Genomic DNA, 25,460 nt, shown 5'->3' on the forward strand with positions numbered 1-25,460 from the left:
CTACTGCTCGATCGGTCTGCCGTCGGTGCCGCAGATGTAGCCGGCGTTGATGCAGTCCGTGACCCGGCGGCCGAGCTCCGCGGCGTCCCACGCGTTGAAGAAGTCGCCGTGGAAGGTGTAGCCCGGCGCCGTGGTCACGTTCGCGCCGTCACGGGTGCCCGCCAGGGTCAGCCCGCCGCCGCTGACCGGCCAGGTGATCAGCAGCTCGAGGCGCGGTACGGCGACGGGATGGCTCGAGGGGCAGGTCTGCCCCGTGGCGTACGCCATGTGGTCGCGGTGGTTGGGGCTGTCCAGGTTCTTGCCGTCCCAACAGGTCGGGAAGTCCAGGTAGTTCTCCAGTTTCGTGCCGGGCGGACAGGTCATGAAGTCCCGGCTCGACTCGGGCCGGCCCACGCAGGACCAGCGGGCGGCCGGATTGTCGTCGGGGCTCGCGGCGAGGGCGTTGCCGACGACGTAGCGCAGGCCGCGCGGGTGCGGGACGGCGCGGGTGTGGTCGGTGATGCCCTGGTAGTACACGGTGACCCGCTCGGGGGCCACGGGTACTCCGTTCTGGTAGAGGGTCGGGGTCCAGTACGAGGACAGATCGGTCTTCGGGGTGCAGTTGGTGGTGCCCGAGCTCAGCGACTCCAGCGTGGAGGACGCGCCTGCGGTGTGGTTGCCGTAGAACTCGTGGATGTGGGACCGGCCCGCCTGCCCGGGGAAGACGATCGGGTCGTCGCCCCGGCGGTGGCTGGAGAAGCAGTCGGCGCGGAACTCGCTGCCGCGCAGCGGAGCGGCCGCCTGCCTGGCGATGGCCGCCTTCTGGGCGGTGGTGAAGTGGTAGGCGTGCCCGGCGTGGGCGGCCGCGTGCCCGGCCCGGCCGGCCGCGGTGCCACTGTCGGCGGCCCCCGCGACCAGAGTTAAGCCGACGGCCGAGACCGCCGCGAGGATACGTCGCATCGGCCCTCCCTCCCGTCAGGCGTACGGGATGCCGACGACGGACTGGTTGCCGGTGCCGAGCGTGCTGGAGCCGCTGCCGATGGCGCTCCAGACCTCGACCCGGACCTTGCCGTTCACCAGGTCGCCGTGCGATCCGGTGGCCGACTTCAGGCCCTTCGCCTGCGTGTAGTGCTCGTATCCGGAGACCGGATCGGTGGCGAAGTAGTGGTACGTCTCCGTCCGGTCCCAGGTTCCGTCGCCCGTACGGTCGTAACTGACCCTGACCTGCTGCCCGTTGGCGACGGTCGTCCCGGCGTCCACGAACAGGTCGAACTGCGTGGAGCCGCCGTCGTACTTCCTGGTGATCCCGGAGGAGGTGAAGGTCTGCGGGTTGTGCGGAGTCCCGTCGTAATTGGCGCCGCCCGCGGAGGCGAGCGTCACCGACGACGCGGAGCCGTCCGCCGTGCCGAGCGTGCCGCCGGAGCGGAGATTGAGCGTGGACGAGCCGCCACCGGGCGGGTCGGTGGGCGGGTCCGTCGGGTTGCCGCCTCCGCCGCGCGTCCAGACGGCGACGTAGTCGACGAGCATGGGGCGCCCCGGGACCGTGTCCGGGGTCGGCGTCTTGCCGGCGAGAGCGTCCGGGAAGGCACCGCCGATGGCGACGTTGAGCAGAATGAAGTAGCCCGCGTGGTCCGTCATGTTGGCCCAGGCCTCGGCGCCGACGCGGTTCTGGTCGACGCTGTGGAAGAGCTGGTCGTCCACGTACCAGCGCAGCACGTTCGGCGTGACGCTGCGGTCCCACTCGAAGCGGTAGGTGTGGAACGCCGACTGGCAACTTGCCCCGGGGCAGGTCCGGTTGTTGGCGATGCCGCTGGTCTCGTTGCACGGGCCGCCCGGGTTGACGCCGCAGTGCAGCACGCCCCAGACGGAGTTGATCCCGTTGACGTTCTCCATGATGTCGAACTCGCCGACGCCCGGCCAGTTCCAGTAGTTGCCCCGGTAGGGGGAGCCCAGGGCCCAGAAGGCGGGCCAGTAGCCGAGGGCCGCGTCGCCGGTGACGTTCGGCATCTGGATGCGGCCCTCGATCCGCAGGGTGCCGCCCGCGGGCGCCTTGAAGTCGGCGCGCCGGGTCTCGATCCGGGACGAGGTCCAGTTGCCCGCGCCGTCGCGGAGCGGGGTGATGCGGAGGTTGCCCGAGCCGTCGAGGCTGACGTTGTCCGGGGACGAGGTGTAGTTCTGGATCTCGCCCGTGCCCCAGTTGGCGGGGCCGCCGGGGTACGAATGCCCGGTGTCGATCTGCCAGTTCGCGGACGAGGGCAGGGACCGGTTCGGACCGGTGAAGTCGTCGCTCCACTGCAGGTTCCAGCCGGGCGCGGGCGGTACGTCGCCGTACGCCGGTGCCGCCGTGAGGCCCGTGGCGAGCCCGGCGACTGCGAGGGCGGCGGCGGACAGGGCGGCGAGTACGGCTCTGCGCTTGCGGCGCGGCGTGAGGGGTTGCGCCGCGGTGACGCTGCTCGTGCTCATGGGGGTTGCCTCCTGAGAGGGGAGGAGTGGGGATTTTGAGAGCGCTCTCAGAATGGTTTAAGTGAAGACGGAATCGCCGTCAATGAGTTGAGCACGTCAATTTCTTGAAGGGATGGCGCACCTGCTTCCGCAGGGCAGGGCGCAGGGGCCCGTAAGACCTGAACGCGGTTGGAGCGGCGAGGCTCAGTCTGGCTTGACCTCGGCGACGAGCAGGGCGACGTCGTCGTGCCCGTCGGGGTCGCGCAGCGAGTGCAGCAGCAGGTCGCAGGTCCGCTCCAGCGAGCGCCGCGGCCCGCTGAGCATCCGCAGCAGGGCGCTCAGGCGCTCGTCTATCGGCTCGTCCCGCGTCTCGACCAGGCCGTCCGTGTAGAGAACCACACGGCTGCCGGGGGTCAGATCGATGTCGGCGGTCGTGAAGGGGACGCCGCCGACGCCCAGCGGCACTCCGGTCGGGATGTCCAGGAGGTGGGCCTTGCCGTCCGGGAAGACCACGATCGGCGGCAGATGCCCCGCGTTGGAGATCCGGCAGCGGCTCGTGTGCGGGTCGAAGCTGGCGTAGAGGCAGGTGGCGAAGGTCTGCTCGAAGCCGGTGGCGACGTCGTCGAGGTGGCTGATCACCGCCTCAGGCTCCAGGTCGAGGGCGGTCAGGGTCCGGGTCGCCGTACGCAGCTGGCCCATGGTCGCCGCGGCCGTGATGCCGCTGCCCATCACATCGCCGACCACCAGCGCCGTCTTGTCCCCGGACAGCGGCAGTACGTCGAACCAGTCACCGCCGACCTCGTGCGTCGACCCTGCGGGCTGGTAGCGGTAGGCGATCTCCAGGCCGGGCTGGCGCGGTGGTCGCTGGGGCAGCAGGCTGCGCTGCAGGGCGAGGACGCTGCGGCGCTCGCTCCGGTACAGCCGGGCGTTGTCGATGCTGATGGCCGCCCGGGCGGCCAGCTCGGAGGCGAGGAGCTGGTCGTCCTCGTCGAAGGGCGCCTGGGTACGGGCCCGTATCAGGCTCAGCGTGCCGATCACGCTGCCCCGCGCGGTCAGCGGCACCCCCAGGTACGAGTGCGCTCCGGCGCGGGCGAGCAGCGCGGCGGCGTCGTCGTCCCGCGCGATACGGCGCAGCGCCTCGTCGTCCACGCGCGGCACGAGGATCGGGCGCCCGGTGTTAACGACCTGGGTGATCAGGCGGTCGGGGGCGTAGCGCGCGACGTTGCCCGCCGGGTCGGGTGCGCGCGAGGCCTCGGTGCGGTAGGCGGCCTTCACCGCGAGTGCGCGGAAGACCGCGGGCCCGCCCCCGTTGGCCGGAACCGCGCCCGTCTGCCGCTCGTCGAGGATGGCGTCCAGCACGTCCACTGCGGCCAGATCGGCGAGGTCGGGCACGACGATCCCGGCCAGCTCGCGGGCGGTGTGCGGCAGATCGAGCGTGGTGCCGATGCGGACGCCCGCGTCGGCGATCATGGCGAGCCGCCGCCGCGCCCGGATCATCTCGGCGGTGGCCTGGTGCCTCTCTGTGACATCGATCACCGAGATCGCGATGCCCAGCACCTTGCCGCCGGTGTCCTCGAGCCGGAAGTAGGACACCGACCAGGCGCGGTCCTGTCCGGGGTCCCCGGGGGTGCGGCCGATCGCGAACTGGTCCAGCAGGGGCTCGCCGGTGTCGAGCACCTGGCGCGAGGCCGACTCGATGGCCGCGATGTCGAGGAACGGCAGGGCCTCCGCCACGTGCCGGCCGAGGTGTTCGGAGGCCGGCAGTCCGTTGATGCGCTCCAGGGCGGGGTTGACCAGCGCGTACCGCAGGTCGGTGTCCAGCACCGCGAGGCCGATCGGCGACTGGGAGATCAGCCGCATGGACAGCGCCACATCGGTCTCGACCGTCCGCAGGGCCTCCTGGTCGGTGGCGATGCCCAGCGCGTAGACGTTCCGCTGCTGGTCCTGCATCCGCATGTTCCGGAACTCGAACATCCGGATGCTGCCGTCCTTGACCCGGATCGGGAATCCGCCCGCCCAGCTCGCGCCCGCCAGCACCTGCTGGAAGAGCTCCTTGACCAGCGGTACGTGTTCCGGTTGCACCAGCAGCTTGGCGGCGGAGCGGCCAAGGGCCTCGTCCGAGGTGTAGCCGAACAGCTGCTCGGCGGCGGGGCTCCACAGCGCGATCCTGCCCTCGGAGTCCAGGACGACGGCGGCGACGCCCAGGACGTCGAGCAGCCCCCCGGGCGCCGAAGGCTCCGGGGCAGCAATCGGAGCGCTCCGGCGGAGCCCGGCCCTCCGAGGATCGGTCTGTCTCATCCCGGGCACCTCTCTAGGCAGCCCATCCTCATCGCCGCACTGCATCCATGGTCCCTTGGATATGCGGGATGCGCAGTCGAACGTAACGGAATCCGATCGGATCGATTCATCTCTTTGTCGATTCTGAGCATGTTACGGCTCGGTCACGTTCTTCATGGCAACACGGTTCGACCCCCCGACCGTGGTTCGCGATCGAGGACAGGAGAGTTGCGCGTGTCCCGGAAGAGAACAGTCAGTCGGCAGAAGAAGATCGCCGTGGCGGTGAGCGCGGCCGCGTTGGTCGGTACCGCCGCCATCGTGGCGACCGGCACCAGCCAGGCCGGCCAGTCCGCATCCGGCCAGTCTTCGGTCGTCTGTGACGGCCTGGCCAAGGCGCTGAGCAACAACGAGAAGTTCATCGCCGACCAGGAGGCGAACGCCGATGCCGGCTCCGCCGCGCGGATCGCCAACCGACAACAAGTGATCAAGCAGATCCAGCTGCAGCAGGAGGCGGCTGGCTGTGCAGGAGGCGGCGACGCTGCCGCAGGCGAGGAGGCCGGGGCCGGTGAGGAGGCCGGAGCCGGTCAGGAGGCGGGCGCCGGTCAGGAGGCCGGGGCCGGTGAAGAGGCGGGCGCCGGTGAGGAGGCCGGAGCCGGTGAAGAGGCGGGCGCCGGTGAGGAAGCCGGAGCCGGCCAGGCGGAAGGCGACCAGGCAGCAGGCGATGTGGTCTGCGAGGGGTCGACCGTGACGCTCTCCGGCGAGGGCGGTGCCCCCGCAGCCTCCAGCAACGAGCTCCCGGTCGGGAGCCAGGTCAAGGTCACCAACCTCGACAACAACAAGTCGACCACGGTGGAGGTGACCTCGGTCTCCGGGAGCTGTGCGCTCCTGAACAACGCGGCCTTCGAGGAGGTCCGTGAGCCCGGCAAGAACCTGATCCGCAATGCGCGGATCGAGCAGGTCGGCTAGCCAGGCCCCGCAGCCGGTCCGGGATCCCGTCCCAGTCCCGGGCCCGCTCGGACGCCCGTCGGCCCGCTCCAGGTCATCCGGACTTGGAGCGGGCCCACGCGCGCAGGGCGTCGCGGTCGTCGAACCTGCCGATGTTCGTGTCCAGCGGAGAGGTCTTGTACTGGTGGAAGCGCCACGGGTGCTTGATGCCCGGCTGGCCCGGCTTGCCGTTGTGGTTGGCGATCCACAGGCCGTCCCCGGCGAACGAAGTCGTGTCCCGGTTCAGCCAGAAGTCGCGGTTGCAGTACAGCAGCACCCTGGTGTGCGGCCGCTTCCGCTGCACGTACTTGATCCACGCATCCTTCTGGGCGTTCGATATGCCGGGGTCCTCCCAGTCGAGGACCAGCATGTCCCCCCGTACCAGATTGATCTTCGAGATGAAGTAGTCGGCCTGCGCGCTCATGCTGCCGGGCCGCCCGAAGTGGTAGAAGCCGGTGACCAGACCGGCGTCGCGCGCGGTCTTCCGCTGCGCGACCCACTTCGGATTGGTGTAGGACCTGCCCTCCGTGATCTTGATGAACACGAAGTCGAGCCCCTTCGTGCTGTAGTCCGTCGGCTGATAAGAAGCCACATCAACGCCCTTGACCGTCATACCGGTTGATTACCCGCTGCAGTCGTAGGCCAAAGCATGCGCGCACGCTGCACCCGCCTCCGGCGCACCCATCCGGTCAGCGCCCGGTCAGCAGCACCCAGACCGGGCCCTCCGCGAAGTTCATCGGCTCCCCGGACGGCGTGGTGAACTCCGTGCCGTCCTTAGCGTCCTGACGGCTCCACCGAGCGTCGTAGCCCTTGCCGTCGCGCAGCACCTCGGCCGTACCGGAACCCACGGTCTCGCTGTACGGCGAGACGCTGCCCCACCGGTCGCTGAACTCCGAGGCACGCACGGTGACGTGCTGCACGACCACGGTCGCCGCCTTCAGCCGCCCACCGTCCGTCGTGGTCATCGGCGTCCCGTCCATCGACACCCGCCACCGGCGTTCATCCGGCGACCAGGTGAAGGCGAACCGCGCCGCGGGGAAGTGGACGACCTCCTCCGTCACCTGCCGCCCGCCACCCGGCGCGGACCCGAACCGGAAGCCGATGTCCGCGGAGTCGTCCGCGTCGGGCGCCGCGTCCAGCAGCCGCTCCGGCCGCAGATAGAGGTTGTACGGCGCGGCCCGCCCGCTGTCCCGGAAGTACGCCTCGGGCGCCTTCCCCGGCGGCAGCGCGTACACCGGAGCGCCCATGATCAGCGGGTTCAGCTTCGACTGGGCCCCCGAGTAGGCGAGCGCGGGCTGCCCGAACTGACGCAGCAGCTCGAGGTCCGACTCGCGCGCGCTGCGCACCGGGCCGAGCTTCTCGGGCAGCTTGGACGACAGCACCGCCATTATCCGGGTCTGCCCGGCCTCGACCTGCTCCACGTAGAGGAGATCCGCCGCCCCGAGACCGGTGTGCGGCCGCGAGGGCCCGACATTGTCGATCTTGACGGCCAGTACGGGGGCGGGCTCGGCGGGCAGGCCCGTGAACGGCGACAGCATCCGCCCCTGGGAATCCCTGGGCGGCGCCGTGCCGTTGCCGCCGCCGGAGTCGGTGCACCCGGCGAGGCCGAAGGCCATGACCGCGGCCGCCACCCCGACGACCGCGATGCGCCTGGCCGCCGACACGATGCGCTCCAGCCTCCCGCTGTGCGCACCGCGCCAGTAGACGCGCCCGCAGTCCTCGCAGCGCATGAACGTGTCGTACGTGCGGCGCGTCCCCGGCCGTAGCAGGTGCTCGACCTCGCCCTTCTCGACCGGCTCCAGCAGCCCGTTGCACGCCATGCACCGGGTCCACGGGGCCAGCCGCGGCTCGAACCGCTCCAGCACATCGGCGAGTTGGCGGTCGGGACGCGCGCCGCGCACGAACGCGCCCAGCCACAGTGACCTGCGGCGCAGCAGCCCCCGGTCCTGGGTCAGCAGCACCCGGCGCTCGGCGTTCGCCTGCGCGATCAATGCGTCGTCGTCCATGTCGTTGCCGTACGCGGCGTCCACGCCGACCAGTCGCAGCTGCCGTGCCAGCGCGCCGAGATGGACGTCGAGGACGAACCGCAGCGGCTCGGGGCGCGGCTGCTGCGGCCGCGTCACCGCACGCACCTCGACGCGGTCGCCCGCGCGGGGCCGGTACGAGGCGGGGACCGGCCTTCCGCCGATCTCGAGGGAGCCGACCTCCGGCAGCGGTACGCCCACCGACTCGACCACGTGGCCCAGCGAGGACGTGCCGTCGACCGCCACCGTGACCTCACCGTGCGACCGGTGGCGGGACGGCAGGAACAGCCGCAGCTCGGCGGGGAAACGAAGGCGCAGCGCCGGTTCGTCCACACATTCAGGATGCCACCGATGGGCGGGTTGAGCTCGCAGCGCGGCGGTGCCTTTCGCTCAGAACGGTGTCGGCCGGATCTCGAAGCCCACGAGCCCCTGCGGCTGCTCGTCGTGGACGGACACCTCGTCGACGATCGCCGTGGGCGGGCCCTCGTGCGCCCAGTCGACCATCTTCTCCACGCGCCCGGGTTCCCCCTCGAACACCGCCTCGACCGTCCCGTCCGGCAGGTTCCGCACCCAGCCGGCCACCCCCTGCACCGCCGCCTCGCGGCGGCACGTGTCGCGGAAGAAGACGCCCTGCACGTCCCCCGAGATCACGACCCGCTTGCGTGCCACGCCCGCCTCACCCCGTCCCGTCGTCATCCGGCGTCCGGCGTCCGGGTCACCGTCCGGCCCGCATCCGCGGCCGCCCGCGCGAAGGTGACGGCGTCGAGCACGGCCGCTCCGCCGGGGTCGTTGTTGAAGTACACGTGCACGTCGGCCCGGTCGGGCCAGGTGTCCGCGATCCGCCGCGCCCAGGCGGCGAGCGCCTGGCGGCCGTAGCGCGGCCACGGCTCCGCGCGGCCCTGGTGGAGGCGGAGATACCCCCAGTCCGTGGTCCGCCACAGGGGCGTGGCGGGCCGGGACCCCCAGTCCGTCCAGCACAGCGCGGCCCCGCGGTTCTCCAGCACCGACCGGATCTCGTCGGTCCACCACGAGTCGTGCCGCGGCTCGACGGCCACCCGCGTGCCGGAGGGGAAGCAGCCGATGCAGGCGTCCAGCGCGCCGGCGTCCGCGCGCAGCGTGGGCGGCAGCTGCAGCAGTACGGGGCCGAGGCGGGGCCCGAGGCCTGCGGCGTGCGACATCAGCCGCCGCACCGGCTCCTCGGGGTCGCGCAGCCGCTTGATGTGCGTCAGATAGCGGCTGGCCTTGACCGCCATCACGAACCCTTCGGGGGTCCGGTCCCGCCAGGCCGCGAAGTTCTCCTCGGTGGGCAGCCGGTAGAAGGCGTTGTTGCTCTCGACCGTGGCGAAGTGCCGCGCGTACTCCTCGAGCCACAGCCGCTGCGGCACGTCGGGCGGGTAGAGCACGGCGCGCCAGTCCTTGTACTGCCACCCGGAGGTTCCGACGAGGACGGTCATGCCAGCAGTATCAGCGGCCGCCGCCCGCGGCGCCCACCGCAGCCGCGACCGCCCAGAGGTAGCGGGTGACCGCGGCCCGCTGGATCAGGCGGCCCGCGGGGCCGCCGAGCCGCGTGTACCAGGTGGCGGGCCGGGAGAAGGCCGTCACCTCGAACCACACCGTGCCCTGCCCGTCGCGTACGACGGTGAACGCCTCCTCGCCGCACTCCGGGTGGCCCGGCAGCGTCCCGTACGCAAAGCCGGCGCGGTCCTCCCCGGCCACCACCGCCACGACCCGGCAGGGCACCACCAGCCGCGGCAGCCGCAGCCCGGGAAGTCGCGGTCCGGGCGGGCGTACGACGACCAGCGCGGTGGCCCCGGTCACCGGAGGTGACTGCGGGTACACCGCGAAGCCGGCGCCGCGCTGGGCGCCCCAGCCCATCACGTACGCCGCGGCCCGCGCGAAAACCCCGGGGCCCTCGCCGAGCCGCACGCGCCGCCGCACATGCGCGTATCCGGAGGGCAGCGGGCCGCCGAGCGTGGCCCCGGCCAGCGACTCCGGATACGTCGGCTGCTGCTCGCATGCCCTGCGGTAGCGCCGGTCGAGATCCCCGGTCCGGTGTTCGGCCATACGGACAACCTACGGAGCCGGAGCCGCGGCGCGAAGGTCATTCCTCGCGGAGGACCCGGACCGTGCCGAGGGCCGCGTCGGCCGCGTCCGGCAGGTACATGCCCGCCGCCACGCCCGTCCGGAGGTAGTGCAGCACCGGCTCCGTGAGCCGCTCGCCGGGCAGCGCGGCCGGGATGCCGGGCGGATACGGCGTCAGCATCTCGGCCACGACACGCCCCGCCGCGCGCTCCCCGGCCACGTCCTCGAACGGGCCGAAGTACGCGTCCCTGGGCAGGCACGTCTGCTCCAGCCGCAGCTCGCCCGGCCGCGGCACGGCGACCCGCGGAGCAGGCCGCAGGTCCGGCGCGTGGGCCGACAGGTCGCGGAGGGCCGCCAGCAGCGCGGCCGTGGTGGACTCGTCGTCCGCGTGGGTCAGCTGGGTGCTGATCCTGCGGTGATCGGCGAGGTGGACGTCGATGCGGTGGTGCTGCCGCAGCCAGTCGGCGGCCCCGTATCCGGTGATCCCGAGCGCGGCGAGGTCGATGACGACCGGCAGGGGGTCGAGGTCCGCGGCGAGGCCGGAATCCACGTACTCCGCCAGTCCGTCCACATGCAGGCCCTCGATGTCCTCGATCTCCTTCCGCACCGCGCCGGCCAGGCGCAGCGCGCCGCGGAGCAGTTCCTGCCCGTGCAGGGCCATCTGCCGCCGCCAGCCGTCGAGCCCGGCGTAGATGAGGACCGACGGGCTGGTCGTGCCCAGCAGGCCGGCCCGGGAGCCGAGCACGGCGGGATCGATGAGATCCCCTTGCAGATGGAACACCGACCCCTGCTCCAGGCCGCTGCCCATCTTGTGGATGCTGGTCACGCAGACGTCCGCGCCTGCGTCCATCGCCCAGGTGGGCAGCTCGGCGCAGAACGGCAGGTGGGCTCCCCACGCCTCGTCGACGATCAGTGGCCGCCCCCGCCGGTGGCAGATCTCGGCGATCCGGGTCAGGTCCGCGCAGGAGCCGTACGGGGTGGGGCTGGTGACCAGGGCGCCCCGCGCGTCCGGATGGTCCGCGAAGGCGGCTTCGAAGGCCTCCGGCGACGGGGCGTGGGCCAGCGCGCGCCCGTCGTCCCACTGCGGCTCCACCCAGACCGGCCGCACGCCGGAGAGGATCAGCCCGGAGACCACCGACTTGTGCGCATCCCTGCCGATCAGCAAAGTCTCGTGCGGCCCGGCGACCGACAGCATCGCGGCCTTCACCGACAGGGAGCTGCCGCAGGTGGAGAAGAAGGTGTGCGCCGCGTGCACCGCCTCCGCCATGAGCTGCTCGGCCCGCTCCAGGACGCGGTCCGTGGCGCGCCGGTCGTCGAGGCCGCCGAAGGCCAGGACGTCGGACTGGAAGACCGCGTCGCCCAGCTCCTTCCGTACCGGGGGATCGGCGCCCCGGGCCTGCTTGTGCCCGGGAGGGGTGAAGCCGAGTTCGCCGCGCGCGTGATAGCGGGCGAGAGCGTCGAGAACGGGTACCTCCGTCTGATCCATGCGGCACGGGTTCCCGCGTCACCCCGCCCCAAAAGTACGGCCGTTGCTGCTGCCCGTTGCTGCCGCCCGTGGCGCGCCGGGCGGTCAGTCGTCGGCCTGCGTGACGTGGAACAGGCCGCCCTCGGGGTCCCGCAGCGTCGCGACGGGGCCGAAGTGCGAGTCGCACGGCGGGCATACGACCGTCCCGCCCGCGTCGAGCACCTTCAGCGCCGCGGTACCCACGTCGGGCACGCAGAAGTAGACGTGCCACTGCGGCCGCATGTGCGGATCGGGCGCGGCCTCCTCGCCGCCGCCGCGCAGATCGGCCACGGGGTGCCCGGCGATCCGCAGGACCACGCGGTCGTTCTCGTACCGGACGTCGATGTGCTCCGCGCCCGGCGCGTCCCAGTCGAACACCCCTCCGTAGAAGAGGGCCGAGGCGAAGGGGTCCCGGGTGCGCAACTCGAGCCGCGCGGGCGCCCCGGAGCTGCGGCCGACCCGCCAGTCCGGGTCGACCTCGCCCTCCCAGATGCCGAACACCGCGTCCTCGGGGTCCGCGGCCACCACCACCCGCCCCTTGCCGAACTCGATGGGCCCGACCGCGACCGTGGCGCTGCGCTCCCGGACGCGCTCGGCCGCCAGGTCCGCGCTGTCGGCGGCGAAGTACGCGGTCCAGGACACCGGGTATCCCGCGCCCCGGCCCCCGGCGCCGAGCCCGGCCACGGGCGCTCCTTGCGCGAGGGCGACCGAGTAGTGGCCCTGGCCCTGGAAGCCCGGCTTGTAGTGCCACCCGAGCACGGAGGCGTAGAAGTCCTGCGAGGTCTTCAGGTCGTGCGCCATCAGGCTCACCCAGCACGGCGCACCCTGGGTCGCCCGCGTCGTGACCGGCACGGCTGCTCACCTCGTTCCGCGCAGTCGCTCCCTGCCTCCACCCTCCGCCCCGGCGCGCCGCTCCGCCACCCCTTCTGGGCCGCTTCAGTCCTGGTCCGCCGGGTTCTCCCGGTCCTGCGGGCTCTCGGGGATCTCGCGCGCCTCCAGGGGACGGGTGGCCGGGCCGTGCAGGACCGAGCCGTCCGTGGCGAACCGCGAGCCGTGGCAAGGGCACTCCCAGACCTGCTCGGCGTCGTCGAAGTGGACCAGGCAGCCCAGGTGCGTGCAGCGGGCGTCCACGGCCGTGACCGCTCCGGAGTCGTCCCGGTACGCGGCGCAGTGGTGCCCGCCCGCCCTCACGACGGCGCCGCTGCCCGGCGGGATGTCCGCGGCCGAGTCGACATGCGAGGTGTGCAGCCGGTCGCCCACGAAGTGCTTGGCGACGAACGCCTGCTGCTTGAGCAGAGGCCCCGCATCCCGTACGCGTGGCAGCCGCCGGGGGTCGTAGAGCTCGGTCCAGGCCGGGCGCGGGCCGCCCGCGATGTGCGAGGCGAGCAGCCTGCCCGACATCACCCCGCCGCTCATGCCCCAGCCGCCGAAGCCGGTGGCCACGTACACGTGCTGGGTGCCGGGGTGGAAGTGGCCCACGTACGGCAGCCGGTCGGTGGTGTCGTTGTCCTGCGCCGCCCACCGGTAGGTGATCTCGGCCTCCGGGAACCGGCCGCGGATCCACGCGGTCAGCAGCGAGTACCGCTCCTCCACGCTGCCCGTGCCCGGCTCGAAGGACTCGCCGGTGACGATCAGCAGTCGCTGCCCGCCGCCGGGCAGGGGCGCGCTGCGCACCGAGCGGGTGTGCTGCTCGGGCGTGATGTACATCCCGGCAGGGGCCCGCTCCGCGGGGACCGCCGCTGCGGCGACCAGTTCACGGCGCGGCTTCAGCCGGGCGAAGAGCATGGACCGGTCGAAGACCGGATAGTGGGTCGCCACTACGGCATCGCGTGCCACGACCACCGCACCGCTCTCGGTGGTGACCCGGCACCGGGTGCCGTCGTGCAGGCCTACCGCGCGGGTGTGTTCGAAGATCCGCCCGCCCCGTTCGGTCAGCCCGCGGGCCAGCGCGAGCAGGAACTTCCGCGGGTGGAACTGGAGTTGGTCCTCGACGCGCACTGCTCCCGCGACGGGGTAGGGCAGCCCGGTCTCCTTGACGAAAGAGGCCGGAAGGCCCGCTTCGCGGGCGGCCTCGGCCTCGGCGCGGATCTCCTCGACCCGCCGTGCCGACTCCACGTAGGTGTACGCGGGCACCCGCTCCAGGTCCGCGTCGGCGCCCAGTTCGGCGCACAGACCGGCCGCGTGCTCGATCGCCTCCAGGTGCGACTGCGCGTACAGCCTGGCTCCCTCGGGGCCGTGCTCCTCCCGCAGCCAGGCGTAGATCAGGGTGTGGAGCGCGGTCAGCTTGGCCGTGGTGTAGCCGGTCACGCCGGTGCCGATGCGGTCCGCCTCCAGCAGGGCGACCCCGACACCGGCGCGCTGCAGCTCCCACGCGGTGCACAGGCCCGCGATGCCGCCACCGATCACGACGGCGTCGACCTCGAGATCGGCGTCGAGCGGGGGGAGAGCGGTGCTCTCCGAGGACGCCATCCAGTACGACTCGTGCGTCGGGCCTCTGGGGTCTTGATCGGACATGTGGTCCGAGTTCCCCGGCGGGGCGCCGCGTAACGGGGCGCGTACGCCTGCCGCTCCGCGCCGTGTCGAACGCCGGCTCGTGCTTCGGGCCGTGACGCGATCGGAGCGCGCGAAGTGGCCCACGAGCTGCGCGGTAAACGGAACGTGGCTTCCCGTTGACGATTTATCGCGCGCGCCGAACGGCCGGGGTCGCTACGCTGGTGGATGACGGACAGCCTCTTCGAGAGAAGGCACCGACACCCTCGGCCGTCCCGAGGAGCCGGCCGGCCACCGCGGCCCGCTCCCGGTGGCTCAACGCGGCGCCACCGCGTCCGAACTGCCCTTGCACAGCAGCCCGAACCGGGCGGTCCGGCGCCCGGTCGAGGCCGCGGTCGGCACGTCCGGTTTCACCCGACGCGAAGGAGTGTGCGCGGTGACACCAGAGAAGACAAAGCGAAACCAGGTCAATTCCGAGCGCAGGGAACGGCGAAAGCGGACGAAGGACGTCCGCAACATCGACGTCTGGGCAAGATCCGCTCCGATCAGGCTCGCCGGATACGAGGACGACCCAACGGAGTCGCACATCCTCCGCGGCATCGACTGACCTCCAGCCGCCGAACGGGCGGCTTCTTCGCACCCGCCCGTCCCTCCCAGGGCCGGGCGGGTGCGGGCATCTTGGGGCCGGGCGAGCCGCTTCCCCGGCGTCCGGAGCCGGGTCCCGGCGTCCGCGCCCGGCCGGATCGCGGCGCTCGCAGCGCGGCCAGGTCTGTCAGTTCTCCGTGAAGTCGCCGTGCCGCCCCGCGCCCGCGGCGAATCGGGCCGCCCCGGCGAGCCCTTCGGCCAACGCGCCCAGACCGCCGCGCAGTTCGTCCGCCATCGCATGCTCCTCGGTCAGCCCCTCCTGGCCCAGGACGGAGGCGCGGTCGGCGCGCAGGCAGGTCTGCGGGAAGCGGGCGATCTCCGCGGCCAGCCGCTCGGCCTCCGTACGGGCCTGCCCCGGCGGTACGAGACGGCTCGCGAGCCCCATGCCGTACGCCTCGACGGCCGCCACGGGGCGTCCGGTGAGCACCAGGTCCAGCGCCCGCCCCGTGCCGATGAGCCGGGGCAGCCGCACCGTACCGCCGTCGATCAGCGGCACGCCCCAGCGGCGGCAGAAGACGCCGAACACCGCGTCCTCCTCGACGACCCGCAGGTCGCACCAGAGAGCCAGTTCGAGCCCGCCCGCCACGGCATGGCCGCTCACCGCGGCGATCACCGGCTTGGACAGCCGCAGCCGGGTCGGGCCCATCGGCCCGTCGCCGTCCGCCTCGACGCGGTTCCCGCGCTCGGTGCCCATGGCCTTGAGGTCCGCGCCCGCGCAGAACGTGCCGCCCTCGCCCCACAGCACCGCGACCCCGGCCTCCGGGTCGGCCTCGAAGGCGCGGAAGGCGTCCGCGAGGGCCGCGGCCGCCGGCCCGTCCACGGCGTTGCGGACGTCCGGCCGTGACAGCACGACCGTGGTGACCGGGCCCTGCCGCTCGACCCGGACGCTCGTACCGCCTGCACCGCCTGCACCGCCGGCACCGCCTGCACCGCCGGCACCGCTTGTGCCGCCCGCACCGCTTGGCCCGCTCACGCCGGTGCCTTCGGCCTGGCGCGCTCCAGGATGGGGCCGAGGTCCGTGCCCGCCGGGAGCGTGCCGAAGGCGTTCCCCCAGTCGCCGCCGAGCCGGGAGGCGCAGAAGGCGTCCGCGACCGCCGGGTGGCCGTGCCGTACGAGCAGGCTGCCCTGCAGCACCAGCGCCATCTCCTCGGCGAGGCGGCGGGCGCGCAGCTGCGCACGCTCCGGTTCGGCGAGTGCGGGCAGCGCGGCGCGCACCCGGGCGACCGCCGCGTCCAGCCGCCGGTCGGCCCCGGCCGCCGCGTCCACTTCGGCGAGGAAGGCGTCGAGTCCCGCGGGCTCCTTGGCGAGGGCCCGCAGGACGTCCAGCGCCGCGACGTTCCCCGAGCCCTCCCAGATGGACAGCAGCGGCGCCTCGCGGTAGATCCGCGGCATACCGGACTCCTCGACGTAACCGTTGCCGCCCAGGCACTCCAGGGCCTCGGCGGCATGCGCGCTGCCCCGCTTGCACACCCAGTACTTGCCGACCGCCAGGCCCAGCCTGCGCAGCGCCGCCTCCTGCGCGTCCCCGGCCTGGGCCCGGTCCGTGGCCGCCGCGAGCCGCATCGCCAGGACCGTCGCCGCCTCGGACTCCACCGCGAGGTCGGCGAGGACGTTCCGCATGAGGGGCTGGTCGATCAGCTCGGCCCCGAATGCGCGCCGGTACGCGGCGTGGTGCAGGGCCTGGCGCAGCCCGGCCCGCATGCCCGCGGCCGTGCCGAGCACGCAGTCGAGGCGCGTCATGTTGACCATCTCGACGATGGTCCGCACCCCGCGGCCCGGTTCGCCGACCGGCCAGGCCACAGCCTCGTCGTACTCGATCTCGGCGGAGGCGTTGGAGCGGTTGCCCAGCTTGTCCTTGAGCCGCTGGAGGTGCATCGCGTTGCGCGTGCCGTCGGGCAGCACGCGCGGCAGCAGGAAGCACGAAAGACCTCCGGGCGCTTGGGCCAGCACCAGGAAGACATCGCTCATCGGCGCCGAGGTGAACCACTTGTGACCCGTGATCAGATACGAGCCGTCGCCCGCCGGGACGGCCTGCGTGGTGTTGGCCCGCACGTCCGAGCCGCCCTGCTTCTCCGTCATCGACATGCCGGCGATCAGGCCCGCCTTGCCGAGCGGCGGCCGCAGCCCGTAGTCGTACGTCCGGGCGGTGAGCAGCGGCTCGTATGCGGCCGCCAGATCCGGCTGGGCGCGCAGGGCGGGGACGGCGGCATACGTCATGGAGACGGGGCAGCCGTGGCCCGGCTCGGCCTGGGACCAGACGTAGAACTGGGCGGCGCGGAGCAGATGGGCGCCTGGGCGGTCCTCGGCCCAGGGCGCGGCGTGCAGTCCGTGCTCGACGGCCACGGTCATCAGCCGGTGCCAGGCCGGGTGGAACTCCACCTCGTCGACGCGGTGCCCGTACCGGTCGTGGGTGCGCAGCCGCGGCGGCTGCTCCTCGGCCTGCCGTGCCCACTCCTGGACCTCAGCCGAACCCGCGAGCGCTCCGAGTTCCCTGACCCGCTGCTCGCCCCAGCCGGCGCCGTCGCGCCGCAGCGCCTCCAGCAGCGCCGCATCGTCCGCCGTGCTGAAACCGGTCAACAGCGGGGCCTGGTTGAGGACTTCATGCGTGGCGCTCACGGCAACCTCCGGGGGAGTGGCGCGGTCGGCTCCTTGTCCACGGCACTGACATTACACTTCTCATACGCGTGGTGGAAGATTGTAAGGGGCAGGGGTGCGGACGGATGGACGGCAACGGGAACGACGGCAACGCGCACGGGACTGCACACGGCACCGAGGACCTCGGGCTGCGGCCGCTCACGGCCCGGTCCGTCGTACTCAGCACCCTGCTCGGCCACCACCCGCCCCACCTGCCCGTACGCTCCCTGGTCCGGGCGGGCGAGATCTTCGGCATCGCAGAGGGCGCCGTCCGCGTCGCCCTCTCCCGCATGGTCGCGGCGGGCGACCTCGAACCGCGCGACGGTGGCTACGGGCTCACCGCGCGCCTCCTGGAGCGCCAGGCACGGCAGGACGACAGCCTGAGCCCGCGCACCCGCCCCTGGGACGGCGCCTGGGAGATCGCCGTCGTGACCGCGGAGCGGCGCCCCGCCGCCGACCGCTCCGCCCTCCGCCAGGCCATGACCGCCCTGCGCCTGGCCGAGCTGCGCGAGGGCACCTGGCTCCGCCCCGCCAATCTCGTACGGCAGCGCCCGCCCGTCGTGGCCGAGCAGTGCACCCTGCTGACCGGGGCCCCGGACGACGACCCGGCGCGCCTGGCGGCGGAGCTCTGGGACCTGGACGGCTGGGCGCGCAGGGCCCGCGCGCTCCGCGCCGCCCTCGAGGCGGCGTCGGGTCCCGCGGAGGAGTTCACCGCGGCGGCCGCGATCCTGCGGCACCTGCCGGCCGACCCGCTGCTGCCCGACGCGCTCCTGCCGGGCGACTGGCCGGGAGCGGCGCTGCGGCAGCGCTACGAGGCGCTCCGCGAGGACATCGGCGCCCTCTTGAGCGAGCACGCCGCCCGCTGATACGGAGGTCCTCGGCGGCCGCCCGTATTGGGCTATTGGGGTGTAGTCCCGCACACCGAGCGCGGTCCGGGTCGTTCTTGCAGGGCGGCCGGTGTGTCCGAGGTGTCGGAAAGGGATGGAATCCAGATGAAGATCCCCTCGCGTGGAGGTTTTGTTGCGCTCGCCCTGTGTGCGTCCGCGGCGGTGTCGGTGACTCCCGCCCTCGCGGCCGAGCAGGCCGGTGGGACGGCCCCGGACCGTACGGGCACGACCACGACAGATGGCGCCGCGATGGACGGCGCTGCGACGGACGGCGCCGCGACGGACGGCGCCACCATGGGCGGCACTGCCGCGGGCGACCTGTCCACAGGAAGCGGCGGCGAACCGCGTGTTCCGCTGATCGTGCCGCTGGAGAGCATGGAGACATCCCTCCCGCTGGACGCACCCGCCGTGGGCGGATCGTTCCCCGCCCTGCCGGTCAAGCCGCCGACCAGGCAGGACATGACCCCGGAGATGACGCGGGACGGCGGGGTGGAGCCTCGTGCCACCATTCCGCCGCTGCGGACGCAGGGTGCCCCCTCGGCGTTCGTCGAGGCCCCCGTCCCGACCCTCCAGGAGCGCGGCGGGCGGAGCGCCGCGCGGATCGAGACGCCGCAGGCCCCGCTGGGCACCTCAGGCCCGGAGGCGTCCCTCGGCCTTCCGATGGGCGCCCCGAGCACCGACCGGAGCGGCACGCCGGGGCTCCCGGAGCTCAAGGCGCCGGACGCCTCGGTGACCTCGCCGGCGGCCAAGGGGGAGCCTCAGGCGTACGTGGGCGTGACGCAGAAGGACGAGGAGCAGCGGCTCCCCGTGGGCCCCGCGATGCGTACCGGGTCCAAGGTGCTGCCCGCGGCCGGGAAGGCGGTCAGGGACACCCGGAAGGACCTTGGCCTGCAGCGCCGTTGAGGCGGTTGCCGTGCCGCGGCGGTACGGCCGTCAGCGGTCCCTGTGCGTCCTGCGCCGCACCCAGACCGCGGGAACGAACCAGCAGCTCGCGAACCATACGAGGGCCCCGAACACCAGCCAGACCGCGAGCTGGTCCGAGATCACCACGCGAAGGATCAGCAGCAGCGCCGAGATCAAGGTGCAGAGCAGCAGCACGAGGCCCACGAGCGTGAAGCGGGACGCCCACACCACGGTCTCCGGCTTCAGTCGGTGACCGAAGACGATCCGGTGGAAGGAGACCGGGGCGATCAGCGCCCCGGTCGCCGCGGCACCGAGCAGCACGGTCACGACGTAGATGTTCCGGTCGGGGTCGGCCAGATCCTCGAAACGCGGCGTGAACGCGACGGTGAGCAGGAACGCCAGCAGGATCTGCACGCCGGTCTGCGCGACGCGCACCTCCTGCAGCAGCTCGGCCCACCTGCGGTCGGCGCGCTGCTCCCGGGTCTCGTGGCGGCCCGGCGCGGGTTGGTAGTCGTCACGCATGGTGGGGGCCTCCTTCGTCGTCAACCGAACGTGTTCCCGGGGGAGGGGGGATTACGGCTCGGTCCGCCCGGTGGTCGTACGGCCGGGCTCAGCCATCTCGGATCCGTCCCGGGAATCGCCTGGGAATCGCCTCGTCTCCGCCGTGGAATCTCCTCGGGTCCGCCTGGGAAGCGTCGCGGCCGGTCCCGGGTCCGCCTCGGTCGGCTCAGCTGGTCGCGACGCCGTTCAGCCCGTCCACCCGGCGCTCCAGCGCCTCCACCGCGCCGGGACGCGGCCCCGGCACCCGGCGCCGTACCTCCATCAGGTGGCCCGCCAGGCCCCGGGCCGCCGCCGCGTCGCCGAGCTGCTCCCAGCAGTGGTGCGCGCGGTCGACCGCGGCCACGACATCGGGGGCGTCCACGGGCTCGCCCTGCCGCAGCCGGGCGGTCGCCGCGGCCGTCCACAGCTCGCAGGACCGCCCGAAGTCGGCGGCGAGCCGCGCCAGGTCGGCCCGTACCTCCAGCCAGTGCACGGCCTCGGCGGAACCGGCCCCGTGCGCCCGCAGCGCCTGCTGCTCCCAGGCGGCGGCCATGGCCGCCGCCTCCCCGTGCCGCCCTTCCCGCGCCGCAGCCAAGATCGCAGGATGCGGATCCGGCACGGCGTCGGGGCGTGGCGGTACGGACGGCGATGCGGCGGGCGTCGCAGGGGCGGCAGGCGTCGTGCCGGGGGCGCCGTACGGCACGCCCGCCGTCGCCTCCGGTGCGTCCGGCGGCAGCGCGCCCGGCGCACCGGTGCCGACAGAACCGGGGTCCGGCTGCGCGCCGAGGCTGTCGTGGCCGGGGGCACGCTGGGCAGCCGCGGTGGCGGAGTCGACCGGCGGATACGGCGGGTGTTGCTCGCCATGCGGCCGCGCCGGCTCGCTGGTCGTCTGCTGCGCCGGGGCCGTTGGGGCGGCGTCGGACGGCGCGCCCGGACCGCCGGAGCCGGGGGTGGGCTGCGCGTGGGCGGCGTCGTGGTGCGCAGCGGGCTGGGGGGCCGCGCTGTGGTTGTCCGGGCCGTCGGACCGACCGCCGGCTCTGTTGCGGTCAGGAACAGGCGCTGCGGTGGAGCCGTCGGCGCTCGCGGCGAGCTGGGGCGGGGCGCTGCTGTTGGCGGCTTCGTGAGCCGGACCGGGGGTTGGCGCGTGCGGCTCCGGGTGAGGCACGCCGACGGGCCGCGTACCCGCCCCTCCGTGCGGCAGGCCCGGTACGGCAGCGCCTGGGTGCTGGGCGTCCCGGCCGTCGCGGGTCGCCCCGTGCCAAGGGCCCGCGGCGCCCGGTCCGGCGGCGCCCGGTCCCGCGGCGCCCGGTCCGGCGGCGCCCGGTCCCGCCGCGCCCGGTCCCGGGGCCGCGGCGATGCCCGGGGGCAGCGTGGACAGGCCCGCCGTCGGCGGCGAGGTGACCGCGTCCGTGCCTTCCAGGTGCCAGGCGTCCGGGTGGGCGCCCGCCACGGTCATCGCGAGGCGGTGGAGCTCGGCCAGCGGCGGGCGGGTGTTCGCGGGGCGGAGGAGTTCGGCGACGGCACGGCTGTAGGCGGGGGATGCGACAGTCCGGCGGTCCGGGGGTGGGGACACCGTGCCGTAGAACCGGAGGCCCGCCGTCAGGAGCAGGCCGGGCTCGGCCCGGAGGCGGGTCCAGGCGCCCGCGTCGGCCACCAGGTCGGCGAAGAGCGCCGTGCTGCCTGGCGGGCGGTGCGCCAGCTCGACGGCCAGCCAGTGCCAGGGGAACCCGGTGTACCGGACCGTCGCCGCCGTCGTCCGCGCGAGCGCCAGATGCGGCAACTGCTGCTTGCGGTCGAGCGTCAACTGCCCGATGAGGTGGATCAGCAGCGGCCCGGGGGAGGCCGCGGCCGTACGGAGGCGGGTCAGGACGACCTGCGGGTCCGCCGGGTCGACCAGCTCCACCACGCTCCCGCCCCCCGCCCCCGTGAGCACCCCCGGCGGTACGGCCGCCAGCGCGGGCAGCGCCGCCGCCGCGTCCATCAGGCGGCCCTTGCCGACGGGGGCCGCCGCCATGAGCAGCGCCGCCCCCGGCGCCCTCCCGCGCCCGTCCTGTTCGATCCCGTCCCCGCTGTCTGCCACAAGAGCACCGTATCCGCAGGCGGGGCCGGGTGCAGTAACGGTCCTGCTCCGCCGCCCGGTTCGTCATGCGGCACCGGGGTTCGGACCCGCGCGCGAGGCACCTACCTGCCACGCCGCCGGATGAGTGCGAGGCGCCGCGAGCCCGCTGCCGGCTCCGTCAAGGGGGCGCGCGGAAGCAGGCGCGCGCCCCCAAAGTGCCCCTGAGCTCCTTTCGGTCACGGCCGAAACCAGGAAGGGCGGAGCGGCAAACCTCGCGTGGCTGGCCAGGTACGCTCCCGTGTCAGATCCCGAGCGGTGCACGCTCGCCTGCCCGTCCGGCAATTGCCTGGTGGGCAGGCCAGCGGTGGGGTCGCGTCGGTTACGCTCGCACCCGCACATCACCAGCCGAATGCGTATCAGATAGTGAACAACTTTGAGTGTCCATCGCACAGTTGAGCCCAGAACGCAACACACACGGTTTCAGCCAAAGCCAACAAACGATCTTGGCTCCTGAGGTCGACTTGTAGACGATATTGCAGTCGGCCAGCCTGGTGGACGGGGAACCACTGCCCGACGAAGGACCTCCACGTCCCACAGGACGCGGGGGAAGCGCGGAGGAGGGCTCGTCGTGGAACGCTATTTCACCAATCGCTACCACCAGGATCTGCGCTACCGCGTACACGAATTCGCAGAGCGCGAAGTACGGCCCCGCATAGCCGGGATGGAGGCATCGCGCACCGTCTCCCACGAACTGTCCCGGCTGATCGCCCGTCAGGGCTGGATCGGAGTCACCATCGATGGGGCGTACGGGGGAATGGCCGCCGGACACCTGGCCAAGACGATCATCATCGAGGAACTCTCCCGTGTCAGCGGCGCGATGGGAGCCATGGTCCAGGCCTCCCAACTCGGCGTCGCCAAGATCATCCACTTCGGCAACGACATCCAGAAGAAGACCTGGCTGCCCCGCATCGCGTCGGGCGACTGCCTGCCGACCATCGCGGTCACAGAACCCGAGTCGGGCGGCCACGTTCTGGGGATGGGCAGCACCGCCGTACGCGACGGTGACGACTACATCCTCAACGGCCGCAAGGTCTTCGTCGGCAACAGCCACGTCGGCGACCTGCACGGCGTCGTCGTCCGCACAGGACCCGGCTCCAAGGGGCTGTCGGCCTTCCTCGTCGAGGCCGACGCCCCGGGCTTCTCCCTGGCCGAACAGCAGCCCGCCATGGGCCTGCACGGCTTCAGCTTCGGGGAGCTGCTCTTCGACAACTGCCGTGTCCCCGCAGCGAATCTGCTGGGGGATGAGGGACAGGGCCTGGCCGTCGCATACTCATCCAGCATCCTCTACGGGCGGCCCAACCTCACCGCCGTATCCCTCGGCATCCACCAGGCGATCCTGGACGAGACGACTGCCTTCTGCATCGAGCGCGAGCGCTTCGGCAAGCCGCTCGGCGAGCTGAACAACATCAAGCTGAAGCTCGGGAAGATGCAGTCCCGGCTGATGACCGCACGCCTGGCCGCCTACCACGCCGTGCACCTGCTCGACAGCGGGCTGCCGTGTGACGCGGAGCTGATGAACGCCAAGCTCCTCAACGTCGAGTACGCACTCGACTCGGCCCGCAACGCCATGGAGATCCACGCCGCCTGCGGTCTGTTCACCGACCGCCCGATAGAGCGCTATCTGCGGGACGCCTTCCACATCTTCGCCCCGGCAGGCACCTCTGACATCCAGCTCCTGCGCCTCGGCGAGCTGGCACTGGGCACGGCGAAGGGTCAGTGGTCCGAGCGGCTCGCGGACATGCTGCAGTTGGAGCAGATCGAGCAGCTGGAAGAGCAGCTGCGGACCGCGGAGCACGCGGTGTGAATCGTGAAGGGAGCCACGGACACAGTGCTGTGCCCGCGGCTCCCGGTTTCAGGCGCCCGCGCGCGGAGAGCGCCGTGCGGGCGAATCCCCCACACCTCGCTCAGATCTCGCCTCCAGCCTCCAGGCGGTGAATCCGCTCGACCAGCTGGGACGCCATCGACTTGATGGTCTCCAGGCCCTGCCGCCCCCACGGCCGCGGCTCCTGATCCACGACGCAGATCGTGCCGAGCGCCATACCCGTACGGTCGATGAGCGGGGCACCCAGATACGACCGGATGCCGATCTCGTCCACGACCGGATTCCCGGCGAACCGCGGGTAGTCGCAGACGTCCTCCAGCACCAGTGCCTTGCGCCGCACGACGACGTGCGGGCAGTAGCCGTGATCCCGCGCCATCACCCGGCCCGGCTGGGCCTGTTGCGGTGCGGGCCCCAGCTCCACCCCCGCCTGGCCCTCGGCCGGGGTGTAGAGCCCGGCGAAGTACTGCCGGTGCTCGTCGATGAAGTTGACCATCGCGTATGGCGCCCCGGTGATGCGGGCCAGTTCCCGGGCGAAATCATCGAACTCCGGGACCGGGGTGTCGCCGAGCCCGAGATCGCGCAGCCTGGCCACCCGGGCCGGCGCCTCGCCGTCCTCGGGCGTGAGGAGCAGATGGCTCGTCGGGTCGTACTGCTGGGTGTATGGGATGGGGGCGGACATGGGGAGCTCCGTTCGACTGCGGATTCGGCTGCGCCTGCCGGACGGTCAGCGCAGCGGGTCGGGCACCGCCGCCGGCGAGCCGGCGGCGGAGCTGAGCAGGTGCTGTACGAGTGACACCAGCACGCGGGTGCTGGAGTTGCACTGCCGGGCGTCGCACATCACGACGGGCACATCGGGTTTGAGATCTATGGCCGCGCGGACCTCGTCCGCGTCGTACCGATACGCGCCGTCGAACTCGTTCACGGCCACGATGAAGCCGATCCCGCGCCGCTCGAAGAAGTCCACGGCGGCGAAACAGTGGTCCAGTCTGCGGGTGTCGGCGAGCACGACGGCCCCGAGGGCGCCGTTCGACAGCTCGTCCCACATGAACCAGAACCGCTCCTGTCCGGGCGTGCCGAACAGGTAGAGCACATGGTCCCTGTCGAGGGTGATGCGGCCGAAGTCCATCGCCACGGTGGTGGTCGTCTTCTCCTCGACCCCCTCCAGGCTGTCCGTGCGAGCGCTGACCTGGGTCAGCAACTCCTCGGTGCTCAGCGGTTCGATCTCGCTCACCGCTCCGACGAAGGTGGTCTTCCCCACCCCGAAGCCGCCCGCGATGAGGATCTTCAGGGCGGTGGGAAAGGGGTCAGAGCCGCTTGCGTAGACCATGCAGCACCGCCTCCAGGAGGTCTCTATCGCTCGGGGATGTCTCGAGGGCACGGGGCGCCCGGGTGGTGAGCGCCCCGCAGTCCACGAGGTCGGACAGCAGGACTTTGGTGACGACGGCGGGCAGCCGCACGTGGGCGGCCACCTCGGCCACCGACATGGGGCCGCCGCACAGCCCGAGGACCTGGGCGTGGTCCGGGCCGAGGTAGCTCTGCGGCTGGGAGCCGGTGGCCATCACCATGGTGAGAAGGTCGAAGTGCGCAGTCGGACGGGTGCGCCCATTGCTGACGGTGTACGGCCGGACTAAGCGACCGGCCTCATCGTCCAGCCACATCCCGTCCTGCGCCTCGGCCATCCTCAGCGCCCCGCGTCGCGCGGAGCGCTGCCGGCCGGCTGACGGGCGGGCGTGGCCAGATACGGTCGGACGCTCTTGACCAGCATCGCCATCTCGTAGCCGAGTACGGCCGCGTCGGCCTCTCTCTCGGCCATGACGGCGAGGCAGGCACCGGAGCCGGCGGTGGACACGAACAGCAGGGCGGTGTCGAGCTCCACCACCACCTGGCGCACCTCGCCGCCGTTGTCGAACCGCATACCGGCGCTGCGGGCGAGGGAGTAGAGCCCTGAGGCCAGGGCGGCCATGTGGTCGGCGGCGTCGGTCTCCAGGCCGTGGACGGCCTTCACCAGTCCGTCGGAGGACAGCAGAAGTGCGTTACGGGTGTGTGGTACACGCTGGACGAGGCCGGTCAGGAGCCAGGAGAGATCAGTGGTCTGGCCGGTACGCATGTCGCTCACCATGGTGGCGTT

General features: G+C 72.7%; 24 protein-coding genes. 5 read left to right on the forward strand and 19 right to left on the reverse strand.

Annotated features, from left to right (window positions below; all coding sequences use genetic code 11):
* The 3 genes from ACTWP8_RS28005 to ACTWP8_RS28015 all read right to left on the reverse strand — a co-directional run bounded on the left by ACTWP8_RS28005 (window position 1) and on the right by ACTWP8_RS28015 (window position 4,719).
* Entirely contained in the window at window positions 1-939 is a 939-nt protein-coding gene (locus ACTWP8_RS28005; protein WP_443324878.1) for a DUF1996 domain-containing protein, read from the reverse strand.
* 15 nt (window positions 940-954) lie between these two features.
* Complete coding sequence (locus tag ACTWP8_RS28010; RefSeq protein ID WP_443324879.1) at window positions 955-2,442, reverse strand: glycoside hydrolase family 16 protein; 1,488 nt, start codon at window positions 2,440-2,442, stop codon at window positions 955-957.
* A gap of 183 nt (window positions 2,443-2,625) precedes the next feature.
* Entirely contained in the window at window positions 2,626-4,719 is a 2,094-nt protein-coding gene (locus ACTWP8_RS28015; protein ID WP_443324880.1) for a SpoIIE family protein phosphatase, read from the reverse strand.
* 213 nt (window positions 4,720-4,932) lie between these two features.
* Here ACTWP8_RS28015 and ACTWP8_RS28020 point away from each other — a divergent pair, with 213 nt between their 5' ends.
* Complete coding sequence (locus tag ACTWP8_RS28020) at window positions 4,933-5,664, forward strand: hypothetical protein (RefSeq protein ID WP_443324881.1); 732 nt, start codon at window positions 4,933-4,935, stop codon at window positions 5,662-5,664.
* A gap of 73 nt (window positions 5,665-5,737) precedes the next feature.
* Here the strand turns inward: ACTWP8_RS28020 and ACTWP8_RS28025 are convergent, their stop codons facing one another.
* The 8 genes from ACTWP8_RS28025 to ACTWP8_RS28060 all read right to left on the reverse strand — a co-directional run bounded on the left by ACTWP8_RS28025 (window position 5,738) and on the right by ACTWP8_RS28060 (window position 13,806).
* Window positions 5,738-6,295: a glycoside hydrolase family 25 protein gene (locus ACTWP8_RS28025; protein WP_443324882.1), complete on the reverse strand. Its 558-nt coding sequence runs from the start codon at window positions 6,293-6,295 to the stop codon at window positions 5,738-5,740.
* 76 nt (window positions 6,296-6,371) lie between these two features.
* Window positions 6,372-8,039 (reverse strand): Mut7-C RNAse domain-containing protein, encoded by a 1,668-nt coding sequence (locus ACTWP8_RS28030; protein WP_443324883.1) that lies wholly within the window; start codon window positions 8,037-8,039, stop codon window positions 6,372-6,374.
* Window positions 8,040-8,096: 57 nt separating this feature from the next.
* Window positions 8,097-8,375 carry an acylphosphatase gene (locus ACTWP8_RS28035; protein WP_443324884.1) on the reverse strand — a complete coding sequence of 93 codons (279 nt, stop codon included), beginning with the start codon at window positions 8,373-8,375 and terminating at the stop codon, window positions 8,097-8,099.
* Window positions 8,376-8,398: 23 nt separating this feature from the next.
* On the reverse strand, window positions 8,399-9,160 hold the full coding sequence (locus ACTWP8_RS28040; protein WP_443314952.1) for a DUF72 domain-containing protein: 762 nt from the start codon (window positions 9,158-9,160) through the stop codon (window positions 8,399-8,401).
* Between the two features lie 10 nt (window positions 9,161-9,170).
* The gene (locus ACTWP8_RS28045) at window positions 9,171-9,770 is read right to left on the reverse strand and encodes a DUF1990 family protein (protein WP_443324885.1); all 600 of its coding nucleotides are present in this window, start codon (window positions 9,768-9,770) and stop codon (window positions 9,171-9,173) included.
* A gap of 37 nt (window positions 9,771-9,807) precedes the next feature.
* Window positions 9,808-11,274 carry an aminotransferase class I/II-fold pyridoxal phosphate-dependent enzyme gene (locus ACTWP8_RS28050; RefSeq protein ID WP_443324886.1) on the reverse strand — a complete coding sequence of 489 codons (1,467 nt, stop codon included), beginning with the start codon at window positions 11,272-11,274 and terminating at the stop codon, window positions 9,808-9,810.
* 84 nt (window positions 11,275-11,358) lie between these two features.
* On the reverse strand, window positions 11,359-12,144 hold the full coding sequence (locus ACTWP8_RS28055) for a VOC family protein (RefSeq protein WP_443324887.1): 786 nt from the start codon (window positions 12,142-12,144) through the stop codon (window positions 11,359-11,361).
* A gap of 84 nt (window positions 12,145-12,228) precedes the next feature.
* A complete protein-coding gene (locus ACTWP8_RS28060; RefSeq protein WP_443324888.1) occupies window positions 12,229-13,806 on the reverse strand; it encodes an FAD-dependent oxidoreductase in 1,578 nt (525 codons plus the stop codon).
* A 412-nt stretch (window positions 13,807-14,218) separates the two neighbouring features.
* Between ACTWP8_RS28060 and ACTWP8_RS28065 the strand changes: the two genes are divergently transcribed.
* Window positions 14,219-14,389, forward strand: a complete 171-nt coding sequence (locus ACTWP8_RS28065) for a hypothetical protein (protein WP_443314947.1) — start codon at window positions 14,219-14,221, stop codon at window positions 14,387-14,389.
* A 165-nt stretch (window positions 14,390-14,554) separates the two neighbouring features.
* On the opposite strand, the gene ACTWP8_RS28070 is transcribed toward ACTWP8_RS28065, so the two are convergent.
* Both ACTWP8_RS28070 and ACTWP8_RS28075 read right to left on the reverse strand, forming a co-directional pair.
* A complete protein-coding gene (locus ACTWP8_RS28070; protein WP_443324889.1) occupies window positions 14,555-15,400 on the reverse strand; it encodes a crotonase/enoyl-CoA hydratase family protein in 846 nt (281 codons plus the stop codon).
* Complete coding sequence (locus tag ACTWP8_RS28075; protein WP_443324890.1) at window positions 15,397-17,043, reverse strand: acyl-CoA dehydrogenase family protein; 1,647 nt, start codon at window positions 17,041-17,043, stop codon at window positions 15,397-15,399. Before ACTWP8_RS28075 ends, ACTWP8_RS28070 begins: the two co-directional genes overlap by 4 nt.
* A gap of 104 nt (window positions 17,044-17,147) precedes the next feature.
* Between ACTWP8_RS28075 and ACTWP8_RS28080 the strand changes: the two genes are divergently transcribed.
* Window positions 17,148-17,927 carry a PaaX family transcriptional regulator C-terminal domain-containing protein gene (locus tag ACTWP8_RS28080; protein WP_443324891.1) on the forward strand — a complete coding sequence of 260 codons (780 nt, stop codon included), beginning with the start codon at window positions 17,148-17,150 and terminating at the stop codon, window positions 17,925-17,927.
* 126 nt (window positions 17,928-18,053) lie between these two features.
* Entirely contained in the window at window positions 18,054-18,851 is a 798-nt protein-coding gene (locus ACTWP8_RS28085; RefSeq protein ID WP_443324892.1) for a hypothetical protein, read from the forward strand.
* 30 nt (window positions 18,852-18,881) lie between these two features.
* On the opposite strand, the gene ACTWP8_RS28090 is transcribed toward ACTWP8_RS28085, so the two are convergent.
* Complete coding sequence (locus tag ACTWP8_RS28090) at window positions 18,882-19,373, reverse strand: DUF6328 family protein (RefSeq protein WP_443324893.1); 492 nt, start codon at window positions 19,371-19,373, stop codon at window positions 18,882-18,884.
* Between the two features lie 205 nt (window positions 19,374-19,578).
* Window positions 19,579-21,471, reverse strand: coding sequence for a hypothetical protein (locus tag ACTWP8_RS28095; RefSeq protein ID WP_443324894.1), 1,893 nt, complete (start codon window positions 21,469-21,471; stop codon window positions 19,579-19,581).
* A 607-nt stretch (window positions 21,472-22,078) separates the two neighbouring features.
* Between ACTWP8_RS28095 and ACTWP8_RS28100 the strand changes: the two genes are divergently transcribed.
* Window positions 22,079-23,314, forward strand: coding sequence for an acyl-CoA dehydrogenase family protein (locus tag ACTWP8_RS28100; RefSeq protein WP_443324895.1), 1,236 nt, complete (start codon window positions 22,079-22,081; stop codon window positions 23,312-23,314).
* Between the two features lie 100 nt (window positions 23,315-23,414).
* Here ACTWP8_RS28100 and ACTWP8_RS28105 read toward each other — a convergent pair whose 3' ends face one another.
* Genes ACTWP8_RS28105 through ACTWP8_RS28120 form a run of 4 tightly spaced genes read right to left on the reverse strand, consistent with a single transcriptional unit; the run spans window position 23,415 to window position 25,451 of the window.
* Complete coding sequence (locus ACTWP8_RS28105; protein ID WP_443324896.1) at window positions 23,415-24,011, reverse strand: GAF domain-containing protein; 597 nt, start codon at window positions 24,009-24,011, stop codon at window positions 23,415-23,417.
* A gap of 45 nt (window positions 24,012-24,056) precedes the next feature.
* Window positions 24,057-24,659, reverse strand: a complete 603-nt coding sequence (locus ACTWP8_RS28110; protein WP_443324897.1) for a GTP-binding protein — start codon at window positions 24,657-24,659, stop codon at window positions 24,057-24,059.
* A complete protein-coding gene (locus ACTWP8_RS28115) occupies window positions 24,637-25,011 on the reverse strand; it encodes a DUF742 domain-containing protein (RefSeq protein WP_443314937.1) in 375 nt (124 codons plus the stop codon). The genes ACTWP8_RS28110 and ACTWP8_RS28115 overlap by 23 nt, the downstream gene beginning before the upstream one ends.
* A 2-nt stretch (window positions 25,012-25,013) precedes the next feature.
* Window positions 25,014-25,451, reverse strand: a complete 438-nt coding sequence (locus ACTWP8_RS28120) for a roadblock/LC7 domain-containing protein (protein WP_443314936.1) — start codon at window positions 25,449-25,451, stop codon at window positions 25,014-25,016.
* Between the last annotated feature and the right edge of the window lie 9 nt (window positions 25,452-25,460).

Source organism: Streptomyces sp. 7N604, from assembly GCF_052245475.1.
Taxonomy (GTDB): domain Bacteria; phylum Actinomycetota; class Actinomycetes; order Streptomycetales; family Streptomycetaceae; genus Streptomyces.